The 26,091-nt window shown below is 56.2% G+C and carries 18 protein-coding genes and 5 pseudogenes; 11 read left to right on the top strand and 12 right to left on the bottom strand.

The genetic code is table 11. From position 1 onward, the window contains the following. Positions 1-305 precede the first annotated feature (305 nt). Both tnpB and LZK81_RS28905 read left to right on the top strand, forming a co-directional pair. Positions 306-650 carry an IS66 family insertion sequence element accessory protein TnpB gene (tnpB, locus tag LZK81_RS28910; protein ID WP_151045091.1) on the top strand — a complete coding sequence of 115 codons (345 nt, stop codon included), beginning with the start codon at positions 306-308 and terminating at the stop codon, positions 648-650. 74 nt (positions 651-724) lie between these two features. Next, a pseudogene (locus LZK81_RS28905) lies at positions 725-1,024 on the top strand (transposase domain-containing protein); the annotation flags it as partial. A 70-nt stretch (positions 1,025-1,094) separates the two neighbouring features. Here the strand turns inward: LZK81_RS28905 and istB are convergent. After that, on the bottom strand, positions 1,095-1,889 hold the full coding sequence (gene istB, locus LZK81_RS28900; protein WP_132615193.1) for an IS21-like element helper ATPase IstB: 795 nt from the start codon (positions 1,887-1,889) through the stop codon (positions 1,095-1,097). Beyond that, a pseudogene (gene istA / locus LZK81_RS28895) lies at positions 1,879-3,264 on the bottom strand (IS21 family transposase); the annotation flags it as partial. The pseudogene istA and the gene istB, both read right to left, overlap by 11 nt. A 408-nt stretch (positions 3,265-3,672) precedes the next feature. On the opposite strand from istA, the gene nodU reads away from it, so the two are divergent. The 4 genes and pseudogenes from nodU to LZK81_RS28875 all read left to right on the top strand — a co-directional run bounded on the left by nodU (position 3,673) and on the right by LZK81_RS28875 (position 8,026). Continuing rightward, entirely contained in the window at positions 3,673-5,391 is a 1,719-nt protein-coding gene (nodU, locus tag LZK81_RS28890) for a nodulation protein NodU (RefSeq protein ID WP_233957910.1), read from the top strand. Between the two features lie 70 nt (positions 5,392-5,461). Beyond that, a pseudogene (locus LZK81_RS28885) lies at positions 5,462-5,731 on the top strand (transposase); the annotation flags it as partial. 81 nt (positions 5,732-5,812) lie between these two features. Next, a protein-coding gene (locus tag LZK81_RS28880) for an IS3 family transposase (RefSeq protein WP_233957909.1) occupies positions 5,813-6,915 on the top strand; the annotation gives its coding sequence in 2 pieces (ribosomal slippage) (positions 5,813-6,074 and positions 6,074-6,915; 1,104 coding nt in all). 154 nt (positions 6,916-7,069) lie between these two features. Continuing rightward, a complete protein-coding gene (locus LZK81_RS28875; RefSeq protein WP_233957908.1) occupies positions 7,070-8,026 on the top strand; it encodes an IS481 family transposase in 957 nt (318 codons plus the stop codon). 136 nt (positions 8,027-8,162) lie between these two features. Here the strand turns inward: LZK81_RS28875 and LZK81_RS28870 are convergent, their stop codons facing one another. The 8 genes from LZK81_RS28870 to LZK81_RS29520 form a co-directional block, all read right to left on the bottom strand. Continuing rightward, positions 8,163-9,137: a hypothetical protein gene (locus tag LZK81_RS28870; RefSeq protein WP_233957915.1), complete on the bottom strand. Its 975-nt coding sequence runs from the start codon at positions 9,135-9,137 to the stop codon at positions 8,163-8,165. A gap of 177 nt (positions 9,138-9,314) precedes the next feature. Then, complete coding sequence (locus LZK81_RS28865) at positions 9,315-10,295, bottom strand: LysR family transcriptional regulator (protein WP_046602104.1); 981 nt, start codon at positions 10,293-10,295, stop codon at positions 9,315-9,317. A gap of 531 nt (positions 10,296-10,826) precedes the next feature. Beyond that, positions 10,827-11,309 (bottom strand): MaoC family dehydratase, encoded by a 483-nt coding sequence (locus LZK81_RS28860; protein ID WP_040126001.1) that lies wholly within the window; start codon positions 11,307-11,309, stop codon positions 10,827-10,829. Between the two features lie 941 nt (positions 11,310-12,250). After that, positions 12,251-13,561, bottom strand: a complete 1,311-nt coding sequence (locus LZK81_RS28855; protein WP_046608120.1) for an HlyD family type I secretion periplasmic adaptor subunit — start codon at positions 13,559-13,561, stop codon at positions 12,251-12,253. Between the two features lie 35 nt (positions 13,562-13,596). Further along, positions 13,597-15,297, bottom strand: coding sequence for a type I secretion system permease/ATPase (locus LZK81_RS28850; RefSeq protein WP_233957907.1), 1,701 nt, complete (start codon positions 15,295-15,297; stop codon positions 13,597-13,599). A 293-nt stretch (positions 15,298-15,590) separates the two neighbouring features. Then, positions 15,591-16,397, bottom strand: coding sequence for a calcium-binding protein (locus tag LZK81_RS28845; RefSeq protein WP_046608118.1), 807 nt, complete (start codon positions 16,395-16,397; stop codon positions 15,591-15,593). 425 nt (positions 16,398-16,822) lie between these two features. Continuing rightward, positions 16,823-18,127 carry a dicarboxylate/amino acid:cation symporter gene (locus LZK81_RS28840; protein WP_046602102.1) on the bottom strand — a complete coding sequence of 435 codons (1,305 nt, stop codon included), beginning with the start codon at positions 18,125-18,127 and terminating at the stop codon, positions 16,823-16,825. Beyond that, entirely contained in the window at positions 18,124-18,579 is a 456-nt protein-coding gene (locus LZK81_RS29520; RefSeq protein ID WP_407668986.1) for a nitrogen fixation protein NifQ, read from the bottom strand. The genes LZK81_RS28840 and LZK81_RS29520 overlap by 4 nt, the downstream gene beginning before the upstream one ends. Positions 18,580-19,733: 1,154 nt before the next feature. On the opposite strand from LZK81_RS29520, the gene LZK81_RS28830 reads away from it, so the two are divergent. Both LZK81_RS28830 and LZK81_RS28825 read left to right on the top strand, forming a co-directional pair. Then, a complete protein-coding gene (locus LZK81_RS28830) occupies positions 19,734-21,653 on the top strand; it encodes an acyltransferase family protein (RefSeq protein WP_041365285.1) in 1,920 nt (639 codons plus the stop codon). 68 nt (positions 21,654-21,721) lie between these two features. Next, positions 21,722-21,967, top strand: coding sequence for a hypothetical protein (locus tag LZK81_RS28825; protein WP_233957906.1), 246 nt, complete (start codon positions 21,722-21,724; stop codon positions 21,965-21,967). A gap of 162 nt (positions 21,968-22,129) precedes the next feature. On the opposite strand, the pseudogene LZK81_RS28820 reads toward LZK81_RS28825, so the two are convergent. After that, positions 22,130-23,128, bottom strand: a pseudogene (locus LZK81_RS28820) (IS110 family transposase). Between the two features lie 97 nt (positions 23,129-23,225). Here LZK81_RS28820 and LZK81_RS28815 point away from each other — a divergent pair. The 3 genes and pseudogenes from LZK81_RS28815 to LZK81_RS28805 all read left to right on the top strand — a co-directional run. Then, positions 23,226-23,396, top strand: a pseudogene (locus LZK81_RS28815) (IS630 family transposase); the annotation flags it as partial. A gap of 185 nt (positions 23,397-23,581) precedes the next feature. Further along, entirely contained in the window at positions 23,582-24,592 is a 1,011-nt protein-coding gene (locus LZK81_RS28810; protein WP_233953407.1) for an IS30 family transposase, read from the top strand. A 262-nt stretch (positions 24,593-24,854) separates the two neighbouring features. Next, the gene (locus LZK81_RS28805; protein ID WP_233957905.1) at positions 24,855-25,163 is read left to right on the top strand and encodes a WGR domain-containing protein; all 309 of its coding nucleotides are present in this window, start codon (positions 24,855-24,857) and stop codon (positions 25,161-25,163) included. A gap of 177 nt (positions 25,164-25,340) precedes the next feature. Here LZK81_RS28805 and LZK81_RS28800 read toward each other — a convergent pair whose 3' ends face one another. Further along, positions 25,341-25,640, bottom strand: coding sequence for a hypothetical protein (locus LZK81_RS28800; protein WP_233957904.1), 300 nt, complete (start codon positions 25,638-25,640; stop codon positions 25,341-25,343). Positions 25,641-26,091 lie beyond the last annotated feature (451 nt).

Genomic DNA, 26,091 nt, shown 5'->3' with positions numbered 1-26,091 from the left:
CGAAACATGAAGGGGGTCAAAATTGGACGCCGATCACCCCGCCACAGGGGTCAATATTCCACGCCGAAACACATCTCGGCGATCGCACGACGGATCGGCATAACTCCCTCGCAACTCTATAGGTGGCGGCGAGATCTTGTGAACGAGAGCGCCCCGGAGCCATCGGCGCCGGCCGAAAGTCAGCCGGGATCTGTGATCGCGATCAGCTCGGCCATCGAGATCGTTATTGGCGACATCGTCGTCAGGGCGGGAGCGGATACCGATGAAGCGCACCTGCGTCGCGTAATCCGAGCGGTGCGATCGGCATGATCCCGTCGAACGTGAAAGTATTTCTGGCGAGCCATCCGATCGACTTCCGCAAGGGGCCGGATAGCTTGCTGTCGCTGGTTCGAGATGCCGGCAGCGATCCGTTCAACGGAGCTCTTTATGTCTTCCGGGCGAAACGAGCAGACCGGATCAAGATCGTATGGTGGGACGGCTCCGGCGTTTGCCTTTACGCCAAGCGGCTGGAGAAAGCGCAGTTCTGCTGGCCGCGCATCGGACACAGCCGGGTCCAGCTCAATCACGCCCAGCTCTTGGCTTTGGTCGACGGAATGGACTGGAAGCGGGTTCGCTTCACGCCTGTCAAACCGCCCGAGATTGTTGGGTAAAACCACTGCGGCGAAGTGAATCAGGGGCCTGAAACTGCGGGCGGATCACGGCAAAATATGCTCTGATCAGATCCATGACGCGACCCGAGATCGAGCTCCCGGATGATGTTGAGGCCCTAAAGGCCATGGTCCTCGCCATGGCCGACAAGGCATCCCGCGTCGAAGCCTTGGAAAAGCAGGTCGATGACCTCGAGGCCCGGAATGCTGATGCCGACGAGCGCATCGAGCGGCTGACACAGATCCTGAAGGCTTTCGATCGGGCTCGCTTCGGCCGGCGCTCCGAAAAGCTTGGGGCGGCCGCCATCGATGATGAGCAGCAAGCCTTTGTCTTCGAGGAGATCCAGACCGGCATCGCCGCGATAAAAGCCCAGGTGTTTGTTTCCACGCGGAACTGAGCCGGTTTTTCCACCGAGAAGTGAGCCACCTCTAAGTATGGTTTTCTGATCAGGCTTTGGTCAATGGGTTGGGCTTTTCTCCTCTCTTTTGTGCCGCGGCGGCCGAGCTGGCTTTGAAGCGGAAGCTGTCGTTCCCGGTTTCCAGGATATGGCAACGGTGGGTCAGACGGTCGAGCAGAGCGGTCGTCATCTTGGCATCGCCAAAGACGGTCGCCCATTCGCTGAAGCTGAGGTTGGTGGTGATGATGACGCTGGTGCGCTCGTAGAGCTTGCTCAGCAGATGGAAGAGCAGCGCTCCGCCTGAAGCACTGAACGGAAGGTATCCGAGTTCGTCGAGGATCAGCAGATCGAGGCGAACCAGCGTCTCGGCGATCTGGCCTGCCTTGCCTTTGGCCTTCTCCTGCTCGAGAGCGTTGACTAGTTCGATGGTCGAGAAGAAGCGGACCTTTCGGCGGTGATGCTCGATCGCCTGGACGCCGAGGGCGGTCGCGATATGTGTTTTTCCTGTGCCCGGCCCGCCGACGAGCACGATATTCTGTGCTCCATCCATGAACTCGCATCGGTGCAGTTGGCGCACTGTCGCCTCGTTGATCTCGCTCGCGGCAAAGTCGAACCCTGAGGAGTCCTTGTAGGCCGGGAAACGGGCGGCCTTCATGTGATAGGCGATCGAACGAACCTCTCGCTCGGCCATTTCGGCTTTCAGCAACTGGGACAGGATCGGCACGGCCGCCTCGAAAGCCGGAGCTCCTTGCTCGATCAGGTCCGTTACAGCCTGGGCCATGCCATACATCTTCAGGCTCCGGAGCATGATGACGACGGCGGCGCTGGCGGGATCATGACGCATGGCGACCTCCCACGATCTGGACACGCAAGCCATCGTAGCGCTCGACGTTGGCCTTGGGTTCGCGCAGCAAGGTCAGCGCCTGTGGCGTATCGATGTCGGGACCGTCGATCGTCTTGCCGTCGATCAACCGGTGCAGCAGGTTCAGCACATGCGTTTTGGTCGCCACGCCCGCATCCAGGGCCAGTTCCACAGCGCGGAGGATGACCTGCTCGTCGTGATGAAGAACGAGAGCAAGGATATCGGCCATCTCACGATCACCGCCAGGGCGGCGAAGCATCTGGTCCTGCAATTGCCGAAAGGCCAATGGCAATTCCAGGAAGGGCGCCCCATTGCGCAGGGCACCGGGCTTGCGTTGGATGACCGCAAGGTAATGCCGCCAGTCGTAAATCGTTCGCGGTGGTTTGTCGTGACTGCGCTCGATCACCCGCGGATGTTCGCAGAGGATATTTCCTTCGGCCGCAACGACCAGCCGCTCGGGATAGATCCGCAGGCTGACGGGCCGGTTCGCAAAAGACGCAGGCACGCTGTAACGATTACGCTCGAAGGTGATCAGGCATGTCGGTGAGACGCGCTTGCTCTGCTCGACGAAGCCGTCAAACGCGGTAGGCAATGCCATCAACGCGGCCTGCTCGGCGGCCCAAATGTTGGCAATCGTGCCGGGCAAAGTGCCATGCGGTGTCTCGTGCCACAGGTTTTGGCAATGCTGCTCCAGCCAGGCGTTCAACGCCGGTAGATCTGGAAAGTCCGGCATCTGTTGCCACAGCCGCGGTCGGGCATCCTGAACGTTCTTCTCGACCTGTCCCTTCTCCCAGCCTGCGGCGGGATTGCAGAACTCGGGCGCAAAGACGTAGTGGTTCGTCATCGCCTGGAAGCGGACGTTGACCTGCCGTTCCTTGCCGCGGCCAACACGATCGACCGCGGTCTTCATGTTATCATAGATGCCGCGACCAGGTACGCCGCCGAACACGCGGAACCCGTGCCAGTGAGCGTCGAAGAGCATCTCGTGCGTCTGCAGCAGGTAAGCTCTGACCAGAAAGGCGCGACTGTGTGATAGCTTGATATGGGCGACCTGAAGCTTCGTGCGCTCGCCGCCGATTACGGCATAGTCCTCACTCCAATCGAATTGGAATGCTTCGCCTGGGCGGAAAGACAGCGGAACGAATATGCCGCGGCCCGCCGTCTGCTGCTCAGTCCGCCACTCACGGGCGAACGCGGCGACCCGGCCATAGGAGCCGGTAAAGCCGAGAACAACCAGATCGGCATGAAGCTGCTTCAGCGTTCGGCGCTGCTTGCGCGACCTTCCGGCCTCGGTCTTCAGCCAGCCAGCAAGTTTGTCGGCAAAAGGATCAAGCTTGCTCGGTCGTTCCGGTATTCGAGGCGTGGATGTCTTATATCCAACCAATCGATTTTACCAACCTCTCTAACTAAGGCATAGCAAAGACAACCCAAAAAAGCGTCGCTCGAGCGGGATTGTTTGTAATTCTGCCACCGATCTCCTAACGCCATTATCAAAGCCTGTGAATATCGGAGATCGCATAATTGCTAGGCAACCATGCTGCCAATCGAAGGACCCACGAGTGCCGGTAAAGAGCAAAACTCACTAACCTATTAAACTATTGCATCGAAACAGTCGCTGGCAACAGTGATCGCCATCAGACCTGATGGCGATCACTAGAGCGCCTTCATGCTCGGCCGCAACTAAAGTCAATGCCGAGGTCGCTTTGCGCCACAAGATCTCACCTTCAAGCGCGCAAATGACCTCCAACATCAGTACGGAGCTTTTATGCGCATTTGTGGCATCAAACTGACACATGACGGAGGAGTTGCCCTGCTGGAGGACGGCAGGCTGATTTTTTCCATTGAACAGGAGAAGTTGCGAAACAACCCCCGGTTCCAGCACATCAATGATCTCGACGCGGTCGTCGCCGCTTTGGGGGAATATGGTCTGGATCCAACACATGTGGACCGGTTCGTTATAGACGGCTGGGACGGTGAGACTGTTTCCGAGTTCGAGGTGCTTAGTGACGGGCAGCCCGTCAGGCTAGCTGGGGCGCCATATGTAGAAAGGGGAGCTACGAGCCCCCTGGCAGCTTACCATGGCTCAGGACTTATGCTCGGCGGCATTAATTTTGCCTACGAAAGTTATCCGCATGTTACTGGCCACGTTGCATCTGCTTACTGCACCAGCCCATTCGCAGCGGCCAAAGAGCCCGCATTCTGCTTGGTGTGGGATGGCTGCATTTTTCCACGGCTCTACTATGTCGAGCCGCGCGGGATTCATTTTATCAAGTGTCTGTTCCCAATCATTGGTCATACCTATGCTATCGCGGGCCAACATTTTGGGCCCTATAGGCAGACTAAGAGGGACGGATGGAACCTGGATATCGCGGGAAAGATGATGGCCTACATCGCTCTCGGTACAGCTCGCGAGGAGATTCTAAAAGTATTTCGTGAACTCTACGAGGAGCGTTTGGCCGGCGCTGGTGCCGTTGCTTGCAGTTACAGACAAAACAGCCAAAGTGAAGACTCACTATTAGAAGCTGTGCACGATTTCTTCGACGAAAGCGCTCGGCGGCTGGGAGCGGCGAAATCTGAAGACATACTTGCTTCATTTCATATTTTCCTTGAGCGGCTGCTCGTCGAGGAGGTCACTGCAGCTCTGCGTGATCTCTCAATGCCGCTCCCACGAAACCTATGTATTGCGGGTGGATGTGGCCTGAATATCAAATGGAACAGTGCGCTCCGCGCTGATGGTCTTTTCGACGCAGTTTGGGTGCCACCCTTTCCCAACGATAGTGGATCGGCGATAGGTGCCGCTTGCTGCGCGCTGGCTGCCGAAGAAGGCTTCGTGGCCATTGAATGGTCAGTATATCGCGGCCCCAACATTACCTTGGGGGACATCCCCGATGGGTGGCAAAGCGCTCCTTGCACTTTAACAGAGCTAGCGCAGCTACTCGCCGACGACAAACCTGTAGTATTTCTTACCGGTCGTGCTGAACTTGGCCCTCGCGCCTTAGGTGGGCGAAGCATCTTGGCCGCAGCGACGTCAAAGGAAGCTAAGGACTACCTCAATCAAGTGAAATTGCGAGAATACTTTCGACCAGTAGCACCAATCTGTTTGGAAGATCGTGCCCCAGGCATATTCGATCCAGGGACTCCGGATCCTTATATGCTATTCGACCATCGGACCCGGTCCGCATGGATCGATCAAATTCCAGCGGTGATACACATCGATGAGACCGCTCGGCTTCAGACGATCCCGAGGAATTCTGACCACAAGGTGGCTCAGCTATTGGTAGAGTACGAGAAGCTGACGGGCATTCCGCTGCTTTGTAACACAAGCGCCAATTTAAATGGGCACGGCTTCTTTCCGGATGCTGCGGCAGCCTGCCTCTGGGGACGCATTGATCAGGTGTGGTGCGACGGACTACTTCTGACAAAGACCGAACCAGCCGCCGTCTTTGCTACAAGTCAGCCGACCCTTCCGCCTTTTAGAGCCTGACCGAAAAAGAGTTGAGTGAAATCAGCCAGTTGTGATTCTGTTTGTTTGCTTAGGACGAACGGAGACCACAATGGGCTGGACTGATTTCACCCGTCGGCAATATGCCCGACGGGCAATGCGGTATGCAAGCGATCTGACGGACCGGGAATGGGGATTGATCGCGCCTTGCCTGTCTGGACCGAGACGGCTGGGCAGGCCGCGCAGCACCGATCTTCGCGAAGTCGTGAACGCGTTGCTTTACATCGCCACGACGGGGTGCCAGTGGCGGATGATGCCGAAAGATTTTCCGCCTTTTACCACTGTGCAGTCCTATTTCTACGAATGGCGGGCGACTGGCTTGTGATCTGAACCCTTCAAACTGGACCAGTTTTGGTTAGAGTTTTCCGGTGCATTTTCCTGGCTGGGAAAGGAACGGAAGACGATGAAGGCATCGCAGTTTTCGGACGCGCAGAAGGCGTTCATTCTGAAGCAGGGTGATGAGGGGGTACCAGTTGCGGAGATCTGCCGGAAGGCGGGGATCAGCCAGGCGACCTATTTCAATTGGAAGAAGAAGTACGCCGGAATGTTGCCGCCGGAGATGAAGAAGCTGAAGCAGCTCGAGGACGAGAATGCGCGATTGAAAAAGATCGTCGCGGATCTGACGCTGGATCGGGAGATGTTGCAGGACGTCATCCGGCGAAAGCTCTAAGGCCTGCTCGCAAGCGAGAGGTGGTAAGGGGCATGTGCCGGGACTGGGCAATCTCGATCCGGCGTGCCTGTGGGGCGCTGAACTTCGATCGGTCGACCTACCATTACACCTCTCGCCGTGCCGATCAGGCCGGCCTGGAACGTCGTATTCGGGAGATCTGCGAGACCCGTGTGCGTTATGGCTATCGACGCGTGCATGTGCTCCTGGAACGCGAGGGCTGGGGCACCAACATCAAGCGAACCTATCGCATTTACAGAGACTTGGGTCTGCAGTTGCGCAATAAGACACCGAAGCGTCGGGTTAAAGCCAAACTGCGGGAGGACCGACAAAAGGCTGTGGGACCCAACGACGTGTGGGCGATGGACTTCGTGCACGATCAGCTCGCGACCGGAAAGAAACTGCGGGTTCTGACGGTGGTCGACACCTTCTCACGCTACGTGCCAGTGCTTGATCCGCGTCACAGCTATCGCGGCGAAGACGTAGTGCAGACGCTGGAGCGGGTGTGCCGGCAAGTCGGCTATCCGAAGACGATCCGTGTCGATCAGGGAACCGAATTTGTGTCTCGCGATCTCGACCTATGGGCCTATGCCAAGGGCGTGATCCTGGACTTCTCACGTCCGGGAAAGCCCACGGACAACGCCTTCATCGAAGCCTTCAACGGCCGCTTCCGGGCGGAATGCCTGAACCAGCACTGGTTCCTGACCCTTGCGGATGCGCGCGAAAAGATGGAGGATTGGCGTAGAGACTACAATGAGGTTCGGCCACATGGCGCAATCGGCAACAAGGTACCGATCTCACTGATGAATCAGGGAGGCGCAACCAGCCCGCCTCCCTGAATGAAGCCGGAAAACTCCAGCCTCCGCTGGTCCAGAAACCTGGGGCGGTTCACAAAAACCGGGGCTCTAGTTGTGAGCTTTCAGGAGGTTGTCCATTCGGAGCGGATTTAGGAGACTGGAGTTACCACACCTCAGTTTTCCAGGATCGCTCCGAATGAACATCCACAAGAATGCCCGACTGACCCCGCTGCGTCGAGAGGAAATGGCTGTCGCCGTTCTCCGCGGTGCGCTCACCAAAGCGCAAGCCGCCTGCGTCTATGCCGTCTCGCCCAAGATCGTATCGCGCTGGATTGAACGCTTCGAGCAGGGTGGGCGCGCCAAAATGGCGGATCGCTCGTCGCGGCCCCAAAACAGCCCCCGTCAGACGGATGAGGTTTTGAGCGATCGCATCGTCGCTCTTCGTCGCCAGCGCCTGACCGGCAAGCACATTGCCATGGAGACAGGCGTATCACCGGCCACCGTCAGCCGCGTTCTCAAGCGGGCCGGTCTTTCCCGGATGAAAGACATTGCTCCGGCCGAACCGGTCGTGCGTTACGAATATGCCGAGCCAGGCGGCTTGATCCATCTCGATATCAAGCGTCTTGGCCGCTTCGGCCGGGTCGGGCACCGGATCACTGGCGACAGGACTGATCAGAGCAACTCACGCGGCATCGGCTGGGAATACGTCCATGTCTCGATCGACGATGCATCCCGCATCGCCTTCACCGACATCTTCCCGAACGAAAAGGCCGTCAGCGCCATAGCCTTCCTCAATGCGGCAGTTGCCTATTACGCCAGCCTCGGCATTACGGTTACGCGAGTCATGACCGACAACGGCTCTTGCTACATCGCCAAGGACTTCGCACGAGCCTGCAAGGCTCTCGGTCTCAAGCACATCCGCACCAAACCTTATACGCCGAAGACCAACGGCAAGGCCGAACGCTTTATTCAGACAGCCTTACGCGAATGGGCTTATGCTCGTGCGTATCAGACCTCAGATCATCGAAAGGCCCACCTGCCGAACTGGAACCACATGTACAATTGGCATCGTCCGCACGGCGGCTTAAAATCAAAAACACCCATCAGTCGCCTCCGTCTGAACAGGGACAACGTGTTGAGGCTCCACATTTAGTCGCCGCTGGATGAAAGTTCAGTGGCAGGTCAAAATCACTCACATCTTTTTCAGGCAGCTTCTAAGAGGCACTTGATCGCAAACTTCTTGCTTTGGTAGCGTTTCCCTCAACCTCCGCTCCTCTTGAAGCGAGGGCCTACAGAATCGTGGTATTGAAGATCGCCGCATGGCTGGAATAGTAGACCATGATGGTTGCCACGAGCGCCGCACAGAGCGCCGCCGGACTGAGCCATGGAACGCGCAGATCCACCGTCTTAGGCCGGTCATCTGCGAAAATCGTGATAAGCACGACGATGATCACGGAGTGGCCGACTATATCCACTTTGCCGAACTCGGCGCAGGCGCTGACGAACATTGCAAGTAGAACGATCGCGGAAAGGCGTCGAACCAGAGGCGTCCACAATAGGGCAAACGCGAGTGTGAACTCGATCATGCCCGCGGCCCGCATGTAGGACTCGCTGTTTATGCCAAGCGCGATATTGGGATGCGCGGCCAGGAGCGGAAAGCTCCAGCCAGGATAGGCCCACTTCTCAACGGAGGCCCACATCAACGTGGCAGCGGTCGAATATCGCAGGATGTCTAGCGGTAGGACGCCCAAAAACCTTTTTTGCAACCCGGTAAGGGCGAGATAGGCCGAAAGTCCCAGGAAGATCGAATAGTCCGCCATATGAAATACACCGTAGTCCCGTACGGCCAGGCCGAAAAGCGCGACGACACATACGGCGGATATAGGTGTCGTGCTGGCTGACAGCAGCCCAGCCGCGATTGTCAGCTGCAAGGGCCCCACAACGGCGGATGTGGTTTTCAATTCGGGCGTCAGTAGGATCCCTCCGGTCGTAGAGAGCGATACGAAGAAAAACCCACAACCAGTGCGGATTACCGCCTCAGCATGTCGCCCCCGGCCAAACGCAAAGCGCCCGAGCAGGCGTGATATTGGTTCACCCCGAGCAGTCTGCTCAACCAGACAGCCAGAGAAAAAGCAGAGTATGGCAACGACAAGAAGGAAACCGAAATCCTGACATAGCACTTCTCCGAGGCCGCGTGGTTGGGCGGCAGTGTCATAGACAGAGAACCATTTGACGTGCGCACCGGCGGAGCCCGTGCCTAGCATCCAAAAGGAGGCAACCAGTACCGTTGGTTTGAACAGGGGCTTTCCTTGAGAGGTCCAATGGAAACCCGGTTTTCGCAACATGGGCATCGCGAAGATCCTCCCCGGTTTGTGGTGAGTTAACGCGGTCGGCCATGTTTCAGGCACCAATCGGATGTGTGGTGTCGGTGCAGATGCCACCTACCGGACATCGCCCCCTCGCTTCCGTGTGCGAGAACATTCTGCGCTTCGGAAAGGCTCGATGGCATCCATGTAATCCATACTCGACGCCTCCTGTAACAATATTTCTCGCATCCAAATGCTGGCTGCGTCTGCGTTATGAAGCGCGGGCCACTGGACTATCTCGTTAAAAGAAAGGGCGGAGAATGGATGTTTGACGATTCTTAGTGGTATAGCATGTTCCAACTTCTTCACCAATCGCAAGGGCAGAGTCGCTATCCGGTTAGTACCCGATAGCAGGGGAGGGATTGACACGAAGCTAGGCACAACGAGTTCAACACGCATTTTAAAGCCGTGTTGACTCGACAACCATTGCTCAAGAGAAGGCCCTTTTGTGCTTCCAAACTTTGCCACGATATGTCCCAGCGAAAAATACTTCTCTAACGACAGTTGTTTCGTTAACAGGCTATTCCTCGGGCAGCCTACACATACGAGCGTCTCCCCAAAGAGTTTGCGTTTGGGGTGCTCATTAGACATGAAAAGGTCGGGAAGGATAATAAAGTCGGCACTTCCTCGGCGTAGAAGCTCACTAGGTTCGTCATCAAGTGGCAGGAGTTCGAAACTGACCCCTGGCGCCTCTCGGGCTACACGCTCCGCGACCTTGCCAAAAAATACAAGGGTCATAGAGTCCGAAAGAACGAACCTGAAACAGCGACCCGACTTCGCTGGGCAAAACGGGTCTGCGGAAATGATGGAAAACTGTATGTTGAGCAGGGAATCGCGCACCGCGACGGCGAGTGCGTCCGCACGCGGGGTGGTTAAGAAACTGCGCCCCCGCATAATAAAAAGCTCGTCGCCAAAATAGAGCCGGAGGCGGGCGATCGCAGCACTCATGGCGGGCTGGCTGAGGTTGATGCTGCGAGCAGCCGCTGTGACACTTCTCTCAGTCATCACGGCGTCGAACGCAACCAAAAGATTTAGATCAAGTCCCTTAAACCGCATAACCTATTGAACCCAGTTCGCCGGCCCTCAAGCCCCAAGGGTACGGTCCATAAGCGCAGATCGTAGGCGGATTCGTGACATGGTCAGGGTGTGATCTTGGATCGCCTCTGCCGGGATATCGTCCGTGAGGGGAGGCAACTGACGCGGCGTAGTACCAATCAAGAAATAGTGAAAGCGGCCAACATAAGCTATCTAGTTGCATTTGAAGATGCATCCTATTTTATCCCTGAATACCCCCAATTAGGAGATGCTGGAGGTCTCATGGAAGGGCGCCGAGCCTTGCGAAGTGACCGCAGGGTCTGCTCTAGACAAAACAATAGATACGGGCAGAGAGATTACCTCCGGTCGGTAAATTGGGAGAGGTAGACTGCATCCCGACACGGCGATGTGACGAGAAACAGACGCGATAATTTGCCTCTTCGGCCGGCCGGACTAATCCTCGTTCTAGGGAGATTTTGAGGTGAGGCGGAACATCTCGCGCGGCCTGATGAGCAACAGGAGCGCACGACAGAACCGATCCAGGGGTGATCGTCAGATGTCTTTTGGCCGGTCCTTTGGATTGAACTGGACCATGGTTATCCAGTTGGCGGTGAGTGCCGGTTTGCTTTCGTGTTCTAGCTCGACAGTGACCTGGTAAGTCGTCATCAGAATACTGGCGCCGCGAAAGCGGCCATTCAACAGCAAGAAGCGGCCCCGTACGCGACTGCCGGTCTTGACAGGCAACAGGAAGCGGACGCGATCGAAACCGTAGTTCAGGGTTATTGTTTGTTCCCGAATGTTCGGTAGGCCATTGAAGGTCATCGCTGGCAGAAGCGACAGTGTTAAGAAACCATGCGCGATCGTTCCTCCGAATGGGCCTTCCATCGCTGCGCGGTCAGGATCCACGTGGATAAACTGATGGTCATGTGTCGCATCGGCAAATAGGTTGATCATCGTTTGATCGACCGTCATCCAATCCGAAATGCTAAGTTCCTGACCAACCATGCCTGGTACGTCCGCAAGAGATATTGTCATTCACGTGACCTCAGTTATTGTGAGTTTGGTAATGTCTCGTGGACCAGGCCGTCATCGACCGCGTGCCGTTCACGCCATTCGTGCCCGCGAGCCGTAGTCGTTGTATTGCGGCCCTGCCCGCACATTGTCCTCTCCATACAATCTGCCAGCGTCAGCTTCGACGATCGCGCGCACAGTCATTCACTTTCGAACTCGGCATGCCTTACCAGTGTATGGCGAGTTTGGTAAAATTGATTGTGAGGATGACACCAATTCACGCTATGGATATGGATGCAAAGATTGCTGCGCGCTGGCTCCGAATTTATCAACGAGCAACATCCCTGGTTATTGTCTAGAAACAGAATTCCTGGCGTCTCGGCGTTGGGATAACGTGGCAAGCCGCCAAAGCATGATGAACTTGAGGGACGAAACCTCAACGCCGTTCAGACCGTCTGACGCAGTGCGCCTTTGAGCGCGCAAAATCGATTAGGCGATCGGCATCGCGGAACTCATCGTGGCCAGCGGTCGATGACCGCGCTAACAGGCCGGACATATGACCGCGCCGTTCCACACATGCGTCGGAGCCCGAATTAAACGGCGAAAGCCTACCCCGAAACTTACCCCGAAAAGCTTGACACCTCGCCTGAATGAACGGACAACAATCATTGCCTGTGGACCCCAGTAAACAGGGGGTGAGATCATCTTGGAAACCCGGGGCGCGATTTTTTCGGAACAAAGGGGCCGCTTCATCGGAATCGGCAGCCACGTCAGCCGCACAGAAAAGCGGCAGGTACTGCATTTCCCAGAAGGGTTAAACGCCGCCATGCTGCGGATCCAGGTAGATCGGGGTTGCGGTGCCAATTACGCTGGATGAGGGCGGAAACTCACTAGCGACGTGCTCCAGTCGATGAGAGCTCCGAATTCCACCAGGACAAAGTTCGCAAGCGCGTCTGCGAGGACTATTATTCTTCTCGGAAAGCTCGCGCCACTTGATCCGCTAGTGGTTTAACGAGATATGCCAGCGCGGTCCGCTCGCTCGTCTGAATAAACGCCTCGACGGGCATCCCTGGGACGGGCGTGAGCTTTCCAACGCGCGCCCATTCTTCTTGCGGAAGGTGAACCCGCAAGGTGTAGTAGCCTTGGCCGGTTCTTTGGTCGGTTGTGAGATCGGCCGCTATATCCGTAACGCGGCCATTCATCTGAGGCGTTGTGTTTTGGCTAAATGCTGAGAAACGGAGCCTGACATCCTGCCCCACGGCAACTTGGTCGATATCTTGGGGTGCAAGCTTGAGTTCTGCGGTGAAAGCATCGCTGCTTGGAACGATTTGCATGATCGTTTCGCCAGGCGTCACTACGGCGCCAACAGCGTGCACCGTCAGTTGGTGGACGGTTCCTGCCTGGGGAGCGCGGATATCTACATGCTGCAGCTCATCTCTTGCGGCTACCATGCGTTCGGAATATTCGGCGACCTCACTCTCTGCCTGACGCAGTTGATCCGAAATTTCAGTTCTCTGATCATCGTCAATCTGAATGATTTGAAGTTTTGTTTCTGCCATCTTTTCAGTTATCTCAGCGGTTGATGCAATGAGACTCCCGAGGTCTCCAGTGAGATCCGCCGCGTCGCGCTGCAAAGCGTAGACCCGGGTCGCAGGTATGACGCCTCGTTCGAACAACGATTGTAAACTCGCCAGTTCCTTTTTGACGAGGGAGACGGCACCGCGTTTTCCATCCTGTTGGGCCGACAATCCTTCTGCCTGCCTCGAGAGCTGGTTTAACCGTTCGATCAGTTGTGCCTTTCGTCCTGCCCTCGACGCACGGCGATCATTGAACAGTCGCTGTTCCCCCTCGATGATTTTGGCTACCTCCGCGTTCCCTTGATGTTTGAAGACGGAATTAGGAAAATCGATCACCTCATTTGAGTCGCGTTCTGCCAAGAGGCGCGCTATTCGCGCCGAAAGCTCTTTCAGCCGCTTGCAAATGACCGCCAGATTCGCTCGAAGCTGGATATCGTTCAAATGGACGAGCAACTGTCCGGCGAGGACACGATCTCCGTTCTTGACGAACACATCACCGACGGTACCACCGCTTTGGTGCTTGATGGTCTTCACATAGCTATCAACAACGAGCGTGCCCGAAGCAATGACTGCTCCGCGCAGGTGAACGGTTGCTGCAAGCCCCCCCAACACCCCAAACAGCAGGAATATCGTAGCAAAGGCAACCAAAGTTAGGCGGCGGATTGAGTGTTCGGCTAGAGGAGCGTAGTCTTGAACCATCGTGCCATTATTTTGACTGATAGAAACATCGTTCGTCATGACTGCGTCGTCCTTCGCAGCACCTCATCTTTCCAGCCAAATGACCTTGCGTGACCGTCCTCTAGCACAAGCACTTTGTCGACCGCTTCAAGTGCACTGGGGCGATGGGCGATAACTACTGCTATGCCTCCCCTCGATCGAATCCCCATAATCGCGCGCGACAGTGCTTTGTCGCCGTCTGCATCAAGATTAGAATTGGGTTCATCGAGCACAACCAAAAAAGGGTCACCATAGAGCGCCCTCGCCAGCCCGATCTGCTGTCGTTGCCCGGCAGATAGGACGGAGCCCTGCTCTCCGATTCTTGTGTTGAAGCCGTCTTTGAATTGAACAACCATGTCATAGACTCCAGCCGCCTTCGCCGCGTGAATGACTTTTTCTGATGAGGCGTCCGGGTCATGGCGAGCTATGTTGTCTGCGATCGTCCCTCCGAAGAGAGCAACATCTTGTGAGAGGTATCCAATATAGGTGCCAAGCAACTGGGGACCCCATTGGGAGACTGCGGCGCCATCCAAGCGTACGGTGCCGGCGACCGGTTGCCACAGCCCCACCAACCCTCGACCAAGGGAGGATTTACCTGAGGCGCTGGGACCGATCACGCCCAGTGCCTGTCCCGAACGAAGCTCAAATGCAATGCCGCGGACGATAGTGTTTCGCGCGCCGGGCGCCGCGAGGTGTAGATTTTCGACAGTGAGAATCTCAGTAGGTCGTCCCAATACCACCTCCTTCCTCGTCGGAGGAATGACATCGGCGAGTCGGATAAGACGTGACCAGCTTTCCCGGGCTCTAGCAAATCCCTTCCATTGGCCAATCGCCAGTTCGACTGGCGCTAGGGCGCGGCTCATCAAAATAGAGCTGGCGATCATTGTGCCCCCCGTCGCTTCCTGGCGGATGACCAAACTTGCACCGACTCCAAGCATTATGGATTGGAGCATCATACGTAAAATCCGGGACAAGGTTGCCAAAGAGATAGTTGCAGAAATTGAACTAAAATGATTGTCAAGATAACGGCGGTTTACGTCAGCCCATTTTCGGCCAAGCAGATGGCCAAACCCCATTGCCAAGACTGCCTCCGAATTCCGCCTGCAAGACTGGGCGAGAGCAAGCCGTTCTGTCGAGACCTCGGCGGCCTCTTTTGCCGGCTGACGCGATTTGTGCTCGGCCAGAATGGTCAGCGCGACCAGCGTGACCGCTCCCGCAAGAGCAGTAACTCCTATCCAGACGTGAAACAAAAAGCAAAGTCCAAGGTAGAACGGCATCCAGGGAATATCGAACAAAGCTGTCGGGCCAAGACCGGACAGGAAACCTCTAACTGTGTCCAGATCGCGCACAGACTGAAGGCCGTCGTCCGGCGTCTGCATGTGGTTGGATTGGATGAAAAGCGATTGGTAGACCACCCTTCCGAACCGCTCATCAACGGACATGCCGACTCGCATCAGCAGTTGCGACCGGATGAACTCAAGTATTCCCTGAAAGACGTACAAGGTCGCTGCGATCACCCCGAGGCCAACGAGGGTCGGGAGGCTATGGGCCGGAATTACCCGATCATAAACTTGCAGCATGAAGAATGAGCCCGTCATCGCAAGCACGTTGATCGCGGCGCTAGTCGCCGCAATGCCGGGAAAAGCATTTTTCAGCGACAATAGGATCGTCATGAAAAACAACTGTGGTCGATTTGGGTTGCTGTGAGACAAAATCATAGAGTATTCCTGCGTCTGTAACGCTCAAGCCGTGCGGAATAGTGTCACCATCGCGACTTCATCTAGCGACTTATCTCTTATGTTTGGTGCTTGGCTCGTCTCAGGGACGGCCAGTTGATAGTGGGAAACCGATATGTGTTGGCTGCCCCGCTGCGCATTCCCAGTTTCGGATACGCCCAGTGCCTCTCATTTCAGAGGGAGGCACCGGGTTACGCTGTGCGCCGAAGTTACGACACCAGACTGTATTGACTGACCTCAACTCCCAGCTGAAAGTATTCCACGAATTCTTCAGGTCAGATGAAGGCGAAGTTCGAAGCCGTCATGGTGGCAAGGTCCGCCAGGGTTAGATGGTTCAGCTCCGCGAAGCTGTCAGCGTGGTTTGCGGAGTCGACGTAAGCCACCGTCGCGACGGTGGTCCAGGAGTCATGGTACACGATGATGTCGCCAGCGCTCTCGCCGGAAATCGCTTTAGCGGCTGCAGAAGCAGACGCGAAAGTCTGGTCGGTGATCACCACCACATGCTGGCCCTTTGCGTGCGCCGCTGCGCCGCTGTAGAAGGTGTCCACAAACGAACCCGGCACTCCGCTGGAGTGGTCGACAAAGTTAGCGCCGGCTTGATCTCCGCCCAGGCCTTTCGCATCAAAGGTAAATCGGTCCTGCTTAGGGTCGAAATCGTCAACGACGGCGTAGCTCTTGTCGCTCCCGACCATTGGGTCGTGGAAACGGAACACAAACGCGTCGCCGTCGTCTCCACCCTTCAGAAGATCCTTGCCATCCCCTGCGACGAGAATGTCCCTTCCTGGGCCAGCAACGATCACGTCCCACCCGTCAACCCCCTTAGGTATGTTGCGCGGCGCGTTGGGCTCGTCGCTGTACAGGAGATCATCTCCCTCCTGACCATACAGGGTGTCGGAACCCTCGCCGCCCCAAACAATGTCGTGACCCTCACCGGCCCAAATCAGGTCAGGCCCTTTGCCGCCGTCGACCCAGTCATCACCGTTGCGAGCTTGGATCCAATCGCCTGTGCCGCGGCCATTGATGATATCATTGCCGTCTGTACCCTTGATGTTATTCCCACGATCATCGCCGTCTATTTTCATCACATGTGCTCCATAAGAGGCAGCTCCGATGCTGCTTACCCCTTATGTCGTCCGAACTGCCACCTGGGAAATCGATTGATGTGATCGCATGCATAGACGCCGCAAATGCCACGCCGCCGGTTTCGGCGTCGAAGAAAGCCTCAAGAGATTGTCACAGAACATGGCGAGGTGCGCATTCGTTCGACGCAGGTGGGAGCGCTTCAGACGTGGGTTGATATGGTATCCTTTTGGCATAATAGCACTCCGCCTGAGTTTAGCTATTGGACCGCGTGCGAATTCAACCACTCAGTCGATTTGTGCCTTTCGGTCCGCGCCTGGCAGGCAACGCATAGTGTTACAGGAATCATGGTTGGGCGGGGCCCGCTCCAAAGCAATCTACGTCCACCGTTGGGGCACGAAAGCCTCGCTCGAGTTTGAACATCTTGTTATTGAATTTCGTCCACCGCTGGTTCCCTGGCCAGCGCAGCGGTCATCCGGCCCCGATCGAGATCTCCCTCCCAATTGGCGACGACGAGCGTCGCTATTGCATTGCCGATTAGATTGGTGATTGCTCGGCTTTCCGACATAAAGCGGTCGATTCCGAGGATCAGCGCCATACCGGCGACCGGGACCGAAGGCACCGCGGAAAGCGTCGCTGCGAGCGTTATAAAGCCTGCGCCGGTGATGCCGGCCGAACCCTTTGAACTCAGCATAGCAACCAATAGAAGCAGGATCTGATCCGCCAGCGTGAGCGGCGTGTCCGTCGCTTGGGCGATGAAAAGCGAAGCCAACGTCATGTAGATGTTTGTGCCGTCCAGATTGAAAGAATATCCGGTCGGGACAACAAGTCCAACGACCGACCGCTTGCAGCCCGCCTGCTCCATCTTCGCCATTAAGCCCGGTAGAGCCGCTTCCGACGAGGATGTCCCCAGGACGAGCAGGATCTCTTCCTTGATGTAAGCGATCAAAGCAATGACCGAGAATCCATTGCATCGCGCGACAGCCCCGAGCACCACGAGCACGAAGAGGAGCGACGTGAGGTAAAAAGTGCCGATCAGCATTACCAGGTTAATAAGGGAGGCAATGCCATATTTACCAATCGTGAAGGCCATCGCGCCGAAGGCTCCTATGGGAGCGGCTTTCATCAGCACGGCTGTAAGCTTAAACATCGGTTCCGTAAGTGCATCCAGGAACCTGACGACCGGTTGCCCACGATCGCCTACCATTGCAATCGATATTCCAAAAAGTATCGAAATGAACAGCACCTGAAGGATATTGCCATCCGCGAAGGCGCCGACGATGGTGTTTGGAATTATCTTCATAAGAAAGCTCACTGCAGTCGTCCCGTGAGCGTTCGTCGCGTAGGCGGCGACGGCTTTTGGATCAAGTGTCGCCGGATTGATGTGCATCCCCGCGCCCGGCCGGAGGATGTTCGCAACCAGAAGGCCAACGGCGAGTGCCAAGGTCGAAAACACAGTGAAATAGAGAATCGCCTTTCCGGCAACACGTCCAACTTTCTTCAGGTCAGCCATTCCGGCAATGCCAGTTGTAACCGTCAAGAATATGACTGGCGCAATAATCATGCTGACGAGCTTGATGAATGCATCCCCTAGTGGTTTCAAAGAAGCACCGAGGTCAGGATAAAAATTGCCTACCATAATGCCAGCGACGATTGCAGTGAGAACCTGCACGTAGAGATGACGGTAAAACGGCACCTTACGAGGGGTCTCTGCGGCTTGATTCGCAATCATTGTCGTTCCTCTTTATAGGTTCCAAAGCGTTCTCTACGCCCGTTGACTGGCAACAGGCTGGGACTGCGCTCACCGACCGGTTTTTTGCAGGTTTTTCGCCTTCTTCTGGTCCGAAGCAGGTCTGGCGCTCCATGCGCTGTCGGCAACTTTGTGCAACCCATAGAGATATGGCCATCAGCCTCGCAGAGTTTGCGGTAAAGGTATTTCTTCCACCGCATGCTATTGGTGTTGCCCGCCGCAAGTGTTGGGACATGGGCTCCGAGCAAATGGCTGAGCTCAGACCAATCGTACAGACCTACGGCCAGCCAAAGGTGGTCATGACTCATAGCCGTCCCAGCGATTATTGCGGCAAAGAAGGCGCTCATTGCATTATCTGGTCGTGTATGCGCGAGGAGCAGACCGAGCAGATCTTCTTCCTCCACGCTCGATTCAGCGGTTTGCAAGTTTGGCATTGCGAAGGCTTGTGAAAGGGGGGTGGAGGGGCAAAGGGCGTCGTCTAACTCGGTTGCGGAAAATCCTTTCGACCTCCTTGCAGTCATAGATCTGGCAGCGCCTTTTTCGAATGCATGTAAAAGGACGCCCGTTAATACATAACGATCGAAGTCCACCTCACAATTCAAAGGCGGCTCGAGATCCATCGATTGGACGATTGACGCTGGACGGGTCAATCGTCCATTCGTCGCCGACCTCGACCAACTTGTGCAGGTAGTGCGAATGTGACCCTGAGTTTCCATCCTGCGACCTCATGATTTGCCGTGAGATGAGTTGCGGCACCAAGCATTGGGTGCCTGGTAATTAGTATTTCAAGAATCATGCCAATTTGGATTTAGCCGCGCAGCTCCTGGATTTGGGGTCTTCGTTCGGTCCAGAAAGCAGACGTGTATGATGGTTATGTCGGGAAATCGACAAACTGACGCCGAATGTCGTAAAACCGTTGGCAAACGCTCCGGCGTGTCTCGAATTGTTGCTGAGCAGAAGGGTTCCACCTGGGGGGCTTGCTATCGGCGCGATGATAACGCCGCTTTATCGCGTGGCCACTGATGGTGAACAGCAACTTCCTTGTCGCCTATGCAGTCGCTGGTGGACCTCAAGGCTGAGCTGAATCCAACCGATGGACCAAGTCTTAACCAGCATACCGCATCGTCATGAAGCGTGTACGACAACGCGCATGACTTTTGTCTGTTCATTTGCACTTAGAGCTCAACAGCGTGATGAAGCCTTATGGCGAACATGCGCGTGGCGAGCGCATTAGGCGAGGTTGCCGACTGCTTGCGTCACCGTAAGTTTCTACCCTCCGTCAAAGCATCGAGCCAAAGGCGTCTGCAAGCAATCCATAGCATGTATGTATGGCATTCAAACAATCGATTTTACGAATTGGCGGGCATGCTCCATTAGAAGAACAACAATTGACTGAAAGCAAGTACGCCGGCGCCTGCTGCCGACGATTTCTTAGTTATGGGCGAGTGCGGCAAATCGGCCGAAATCGATCCAGCGAATGTTTCTAGAAGGGCACCTTTTCACATCGTTGCTGCGGATTCCTGCGGCTGACCAACGTGTCTAAGGTCTTAGTTCATCCAGTTAAGCCGGGAAATTCATCAGGTCTTCTATGCCGCGAGACTTTCGAGCCGATGTCCATGCCTTGCGGGGTCTATCTGCCCTGCTGGTTGTCTTTTATCATACCCAAGTCGCGCCGTTTGGTTATCTCGGCGTTGATATTTTCTTCGTAATTTCGGGCTTTCTGATCACCGGCCTCATCTCTACCGAGCTTGAGCAGGCACGGTTCAGCTTTTGGGAATTCTATTATCGTCGTGCGAAGCGTCTGTTGCCCGCCGCCTATGTGGTCATTGCGCTCACGACGATCGCTGCACCCTTCTTCCTGACAGATGTGGGCCTGGGGGACTTCCGAACTCAGGTCCTCGGGGCGCTCACATTCACCAGCAACATCGTTCTCTGGACTCAGGCGGACTATTTCGGCGGATCCGCCGAAACGAAGCCTCTCCTGCATTTCTGGTCGCTCGCTGTCGAAGAACAGTGTTATCTGCTGCTTCCTGCTTTCTTGGCCTTGGCTCCCAAGAGATGGTGGCTCACAGCCGTTAGTTCGCTCCTGGTTGCCAGCCTGGCGCTGTGTCTCTACGTGGCCTTTCGCGACCCATCCGCTGCATTTTATCTTTTGCCGACCCGCTTTTGGGAAATAGCGATTGGTTCACTCGGGGCATTGCTTCCCGCCAGCGCTCGCGTGGCTGCCAAGTTTGCGGCGCTGCGCCTCCCGGCGCTCGTGCTTATCCTCCTTATTCCCTTTGGACCTTCTGGTTTGCAGAACCCGATCGTGGATGCCGCTTTGGTCTGCTTGGCAACCCTGATCCTCCTGCTGTCGCCCAGCAGGGATAATGTGGCGGTTCGAAGCATGGCAAGGATTGGGGATATCTCGTACTCGCTCTATCTGATCCATTGGCCGGTGCTTGTATATGTGCGGGCTGCTTGGCTGGAAGAGCCTCCTGCGCTTGCGATCTATGCGGCCGTTGCCTTCTCAGTTGTAGCGAGCTTAGTTCTTCACCGTTTCGTGGAAAAGCCGTTCCAGCAGGGATTCGTTGCATCTCGTGGACGGATGGCCTCAGGACTCGTTGCCGCAACGGTTCTTCTCGGCTTCGCACTGTCAGTCGACATTGGCGCAGCCGAAAGTAAGGGTGGCTTTTCCGAGAGCCGACGGATCAATTACGGCCTGGCAAGGGCATGTGATCTCACATCTGGATCGCGTCCTCAGGGCATCCCGGAGGCTTGCCAGACGACGGACAGCCCCGAATTGCTGGTCTGGGGCGATTCATTTGCCATGGCACTGGTTTCTGGCTTGGCCAAAACGGTCGGAGAGGCCGGCCTGGCTCAGCTCACAATGAGCGGGTGCTCCCCCGCCATCGGCGTTGCTGCCTTCTCCAAGCGCGCACTGTCTCCCTCCTCCGGTGAGGACTGTATCCGCTTCAATGACAGTGTTTTGGATATCCTGAAAAATCGGCCGGAGATAAGGACCGTTGTCATTTCGAGTCCATTTGACGCCCCTGACTCCAAAGACTTCATGCTGCTTAAGAGGCGTGACGGGACATTCACGGAAGTTGAAACTTCGGTAGATGAAGCCATTGAGGGTATCAAGTCTCTCGTCGAGGCAGTTCGTGCTTTGGGCAGGCGAGTGGTCATAGTTGCTCCCCCGCCAGTCGCAGGCTTCGATATCGGCGATTGCCTTGAGCGAAAGGTGAGTGGAGGTCTTATGCTCGGGCGGCACAGTGATTGCAAAATCGATGTCATCGATTACCGCCGGATGCGATCCCGCACTCTCGATCTCTTAAACCAGGTCGCCGTGAAAGCTGACGTCGAGGTTGTCTCTTACCACGACTTTCTCTGCGACGACACAAAATGCAGAACTGAGATCGATGGTAAATTCCTCTACCGGGACAGCGGCCACCTTTCCTATCAGGGATCAGAGATCATCGCTCGAAAGACAGGACTTGCTGAGAGACTGATCAGGGCTGCTCGTTAGAGCATTTTCGAGATAGACTCTGTTTCAAGACGAATTTTCTAGGCGGAGTGAACCGCGAGCACTTTCGCGTGGCCTGCAATGAAAAGCGCACGAGGATTTCGGACGCCCGCCGCGCCGACCTGAAAGCGCACGAGGCGACGGCCCGCAAGGCTGCTAAGCGAAACGCGTTCTGGCACGGCGCGGTGATCGCCTCGGTCGGCGTTGGTGGCGCCGCCGATATCGCCCGTGCTGCCATGTATGGATGGCTCCTGCGAGTCAAGGATACGATCGGTTCCGGTAAACAGGTCGGTTGCGGCCATGTATACGGCGTCTAGATATGCAGCGAGACGCTGCGCGCCCTGATGAATGTCCGCTTGGAGAACAGGTCCCACTCAATCGAGCGCGCTCGGAGAGCTTCGGATTGATCGGGGTGTCCTGGTTCTTCGTCTCCGCTTGTTCGCCATCACCTCACGTTGCCCTGACCATTCCTGGAGCGTTCAGGCGGTTGCAGCCTGCGATCCGTAACGCGTGCCGTCCCGAAGGACGGCGAAAATTGTTCTTGCCATCCGATGTGCCAAGGCAATGGCGGCGACTTTCGTCTTCTTCCGCAGAAGCATGCTCGACAGCCAGTCCGATCCCGGCTCCCGCTTGAGCCGGCGTCTGAGCATGATCTGCGGCATGGCTCCAAGATACAGCAATCGTCGAATATACCGATTTCCCATCTTTGAGATCCACCCGACGTTCTGTTTGCCGCCAGTCGAGTGCGGTTTTGGTGTTAGGCTGAGCCAGGCTGCATAGTCTCTCGCGGAGTCAAAATTGCTGACATCGGGTGTTGTTGCTGCGATAGCGGTCGCCGAAAGTATTCCGACCCCTGGGATTGTAGCCAGTCGCTGGCTTGTCTCGTCTTGGTCGTGAGCGTCCTCGATCTCGCCAGCCAACTGGTCAATCCGCTTGTTCGTCTCGTTGAGTTGATCGAAGAGTAAATCGAGCGATGTTCGCGCCACTCTCGGCAGCTGGCCCAGTTGCTCCCTCAGTCAATCGACATTTTGAACACCCTTCACCGCGATGACGCCAAATTCCGCCATATGACCGCGGATCGCATTGCCGATCTGAGTTCGCTGGCGGACAAGAAAGTCCCGTGTACGGTGCAGGACAAGGACCGATGAACATGCTTCGCTCTTAACGGCGACAAAGCGCATCGATGGGCGTGCGACAGCCTCGCAAATAGCGGCCGCATCCGCAGCGTCTGTCTTTCCGCGCTTTACGTAGGGCTTAACATAAGCCGGCGGCATCAACCGGACGTCATGCCCCATCTCCTGAAGTTTGCGGCCCCAGTCGTGAGCGCCCGAGCAGGTCTCCATACCGATTAAGCAAGGGGAGCGCTTCTTAAAAAATGCGAGCAACTGGCTACGGCGGAGCTGGCGGCGGATGAGAACTCGGCCATTGATATAGATGCCATGGATCTGAAAGACGTCCTTCGCGAGGTCAATTGTCAGTCAATTCCAACGGTAGCAAGATCAGACATGGAAGGCTCCCATTTTTTAGAGACGATGACAACCAAACTATGCCGGAATACGCCGGCGGAAGCAGGAGCCATCCACACCATCAATCGAGAAGGTATTCGCCAAGCTGAAAGCAATCTTGCGCGCCAAAGCCGAGCGAACGGTTGAGGCGCTGTGGGACACGGTCGGACAGGTCGTCACCATGTTTGAGCAGCAGGAATGCGCCAACTACTTCAAATCCTGCGGGTATGACCCCGAGTAAAATGGACGCACTCTAAGTCGCCTCCATCCGACAGATCGCCGAGGCCTACGAGGCGATTGGAACCTAGAATATTCCGGTTCCATAATACTTATTATCTGAGGTTTGATAACTAGCTGGGTGGGTTCAAGGATGAAGTGCGACTTGCGAATGATGCCAATGGGTTATCACTCCGCAAGGAAGACGCAATGAGACGCACCTATTCCCAGATTGGATTGGACGAACGCCGTAAGATTGCTCGCTGGAGGACGGCTGGCCTCAGTGTCGCGGTCATCGCCGAGAAGCTCGGACGACATCGTTCGACGATCTTTCGTGAAGTCAGACGCAATATGTTCGTCGACAAGCAGATACCCGATCTCAGCGGCTATTATTGCGTGACGGCGCATGAGATGGCTTGCGAACGTCGTGCGAAGCTGCGGAAGCTTGCGCGCTTCTCACACGTTCGACAATCGGTGATCGAGCGCATCGTGCACGGCTGGTCACCGCAGCAGATCGCCGGTCGAATGCGGCTGGAACGTCATCCGATCTCGGTGAGCCATGAGACGATCTACAAGTTCGCCTATTCGGCCGACGGCCATGCCATCAAGCTGTGGCGGCATTTGCCGGAGCATCGTGCCAGGCGCAGACCACGACACGCCAGACGCAAGCACGGCCAACGGTTTAGCCCGGACTTGAACATCCTGCGCCGCCCAGACGTCGTTGCCGATCGCAAGCAGTTCGGCCATTGGGAATGCGATCTGATCCAGTTCCGCAAGAAGTTCGGAAAGGCCAATGTGACGTCGCTTGTCGAGCGGGTCAGCCGCTTTGCGATCTTTCTGCGCAACAATGATCGGCAGTCCCGGCCTGTTATGGACGGCCTCATACAAGCCCTGCAGTCCCTGCCCCATCTTGCCCGCCGTTCGATCACCTTCGACCGCGGGACGGAGTTCACCGACTGGCCGTATCTCCAGGCCAGCATCGGCACCCAAACGTGGTTCTGCGATCCACAATCACCCTGGCAGAAGGGCACGGTCGAGAACACCAACGGCAGGGTAAGGAAATGGCTTTCGAGAGAGGTCGATCCACTGTCGGTCACAGACGCCGATCTGATCGAGATCTGCAATCGGCTCAATGCGACACCGCGCAAATGTCTTGGCTATCGAACGCCAGCCGAAGTCTTTCGCAAAAAACTGCTCGCTCAGATGAGACACGCCGGTTAGCTTGGGCAGCCCCGCAAGTCGCGGTTCAGCATGAACTCACAGCTGATAACTAACACTGATTAACAATATGTCCCACCTTGGTCGCCTACCCTCGTGATGCTGGCGACATATATCTCCGATGTTCATATGCCGGTCTTGCTTGGCCAGGGCACCGTGAACGATCGCCGAATCTACCGTTTGCATCGCAGATATGAATCGGTTTCTTATGATCGATTCATATTAGTCGTTGGACGGAGTGCGCCTGACCGCCGACATTAGCGAGATGGATATCAACCTTGCCTCCATCTATCTCGAGCGGATCGATCAGCGCAAAAATATGGCGCGCTTCTATCATGTCTCGGTGGAGATCGACCTGTTCGGCGACATTCTCGCAGTGCGGCGCTGGGGCCGGATTGGCAGCGATGGACGTCGCGTCAGTCTTGTCCAGCGATCGGTGGCTGACGCGATTTACGACGTAGCGCGATGCGCTGACGCTAAACGACGTCGAGGCTACCGTGATACCGGCAGCCCGACTGGAGGCGCGCTCCTTCCCTCAATGCCGGCTCCGTTCAGGGCGCAGAGCTCAAAATAATCGATTCTAGCGCAAACGTCGTTGTAGGGAGTAATGGGGGGAATACGCCATTTTATAGCGAACGTCGTTTGCATGGACAGGACTTGCGGCCGTCAGGATGGACGGCTCTTGCAAGCCGGGAAATACGATGACGTGAACCTCACCGGATCAAAGCGGGGAGCCCTGCCCTTCGAGAGTTCACCTGGATGGATCGCCGCCGGGTTCGCCAGGCTCGTTGCGTTTGAGGTGACGCTTGGGCCGAAACGGAAACAGGCCATCGGCGTATTTACGGATCAAGCCGTCGATGACGTCATAGCTTTCGCGCTCGTCAAAACCTTGGGCCTCCAGACCAATGACGATATCCCTTGCGACCTCTTCGAGGAAGGATGGGCCTGCCACATCTCCGCTCTTGTGACCATCCGAGATCGTTTTCCACAAAAGCATCCGGGCGACATCGTCACGTGTCGGTCGGCGCAGGTCCTTGGCCTTGTCGCGCACGCCCTTCTGTCGGCTCCGCTGCTCGGCGGCCTTCGTCCGTTTCGATTTGACGGGCATGCCTTGAGGTCTCCGACAGCTGGTTGAGGATCACGCCATATTGCTCTGCCCCCGCTATAGCGAGACCGCCTTTAAAATCTCTCAAGCACGATGACCGGAGCTGGTGTCTCGCCCAAGGCGGCGGACCGCGCACCGATGGCACGGCACCATTCCGCCCTCAGGAATCGACGGTCTCGAGCTTTGAATCGCAAATTCTGTGTCTGGAATCGCGTCAGGGTAAATTGTGATGATGTCTGTCGATTTGCCTGCAAGTTACCTCGAAGTGCCGAGAGTGTGCCGGAGACTGGGCGCAGCCTGCTTTGCGTTTCGCGCAATTCGGATGACGTTGCGGTTCACTGTCAGGCAACGAGCTGTTCCTTGCCGGCAATGCCAACTCTCGCCTAGACCATACCCG

The sequence above is a fragment of the Neorhizobium galegae genome, assembly GCF_021391675.1.
Lineage (GTDB): Bacteria > Pseudomonadota > Alphaproteobacteria > Rhizobiales > Rhizobiaceae > Neorhizobium > Neorhizobium galegae_B.
Note: the sequence above shows the minus strand (reverse complement) of the source record. Positions and strands in the feature narration are given on the sequence as shown.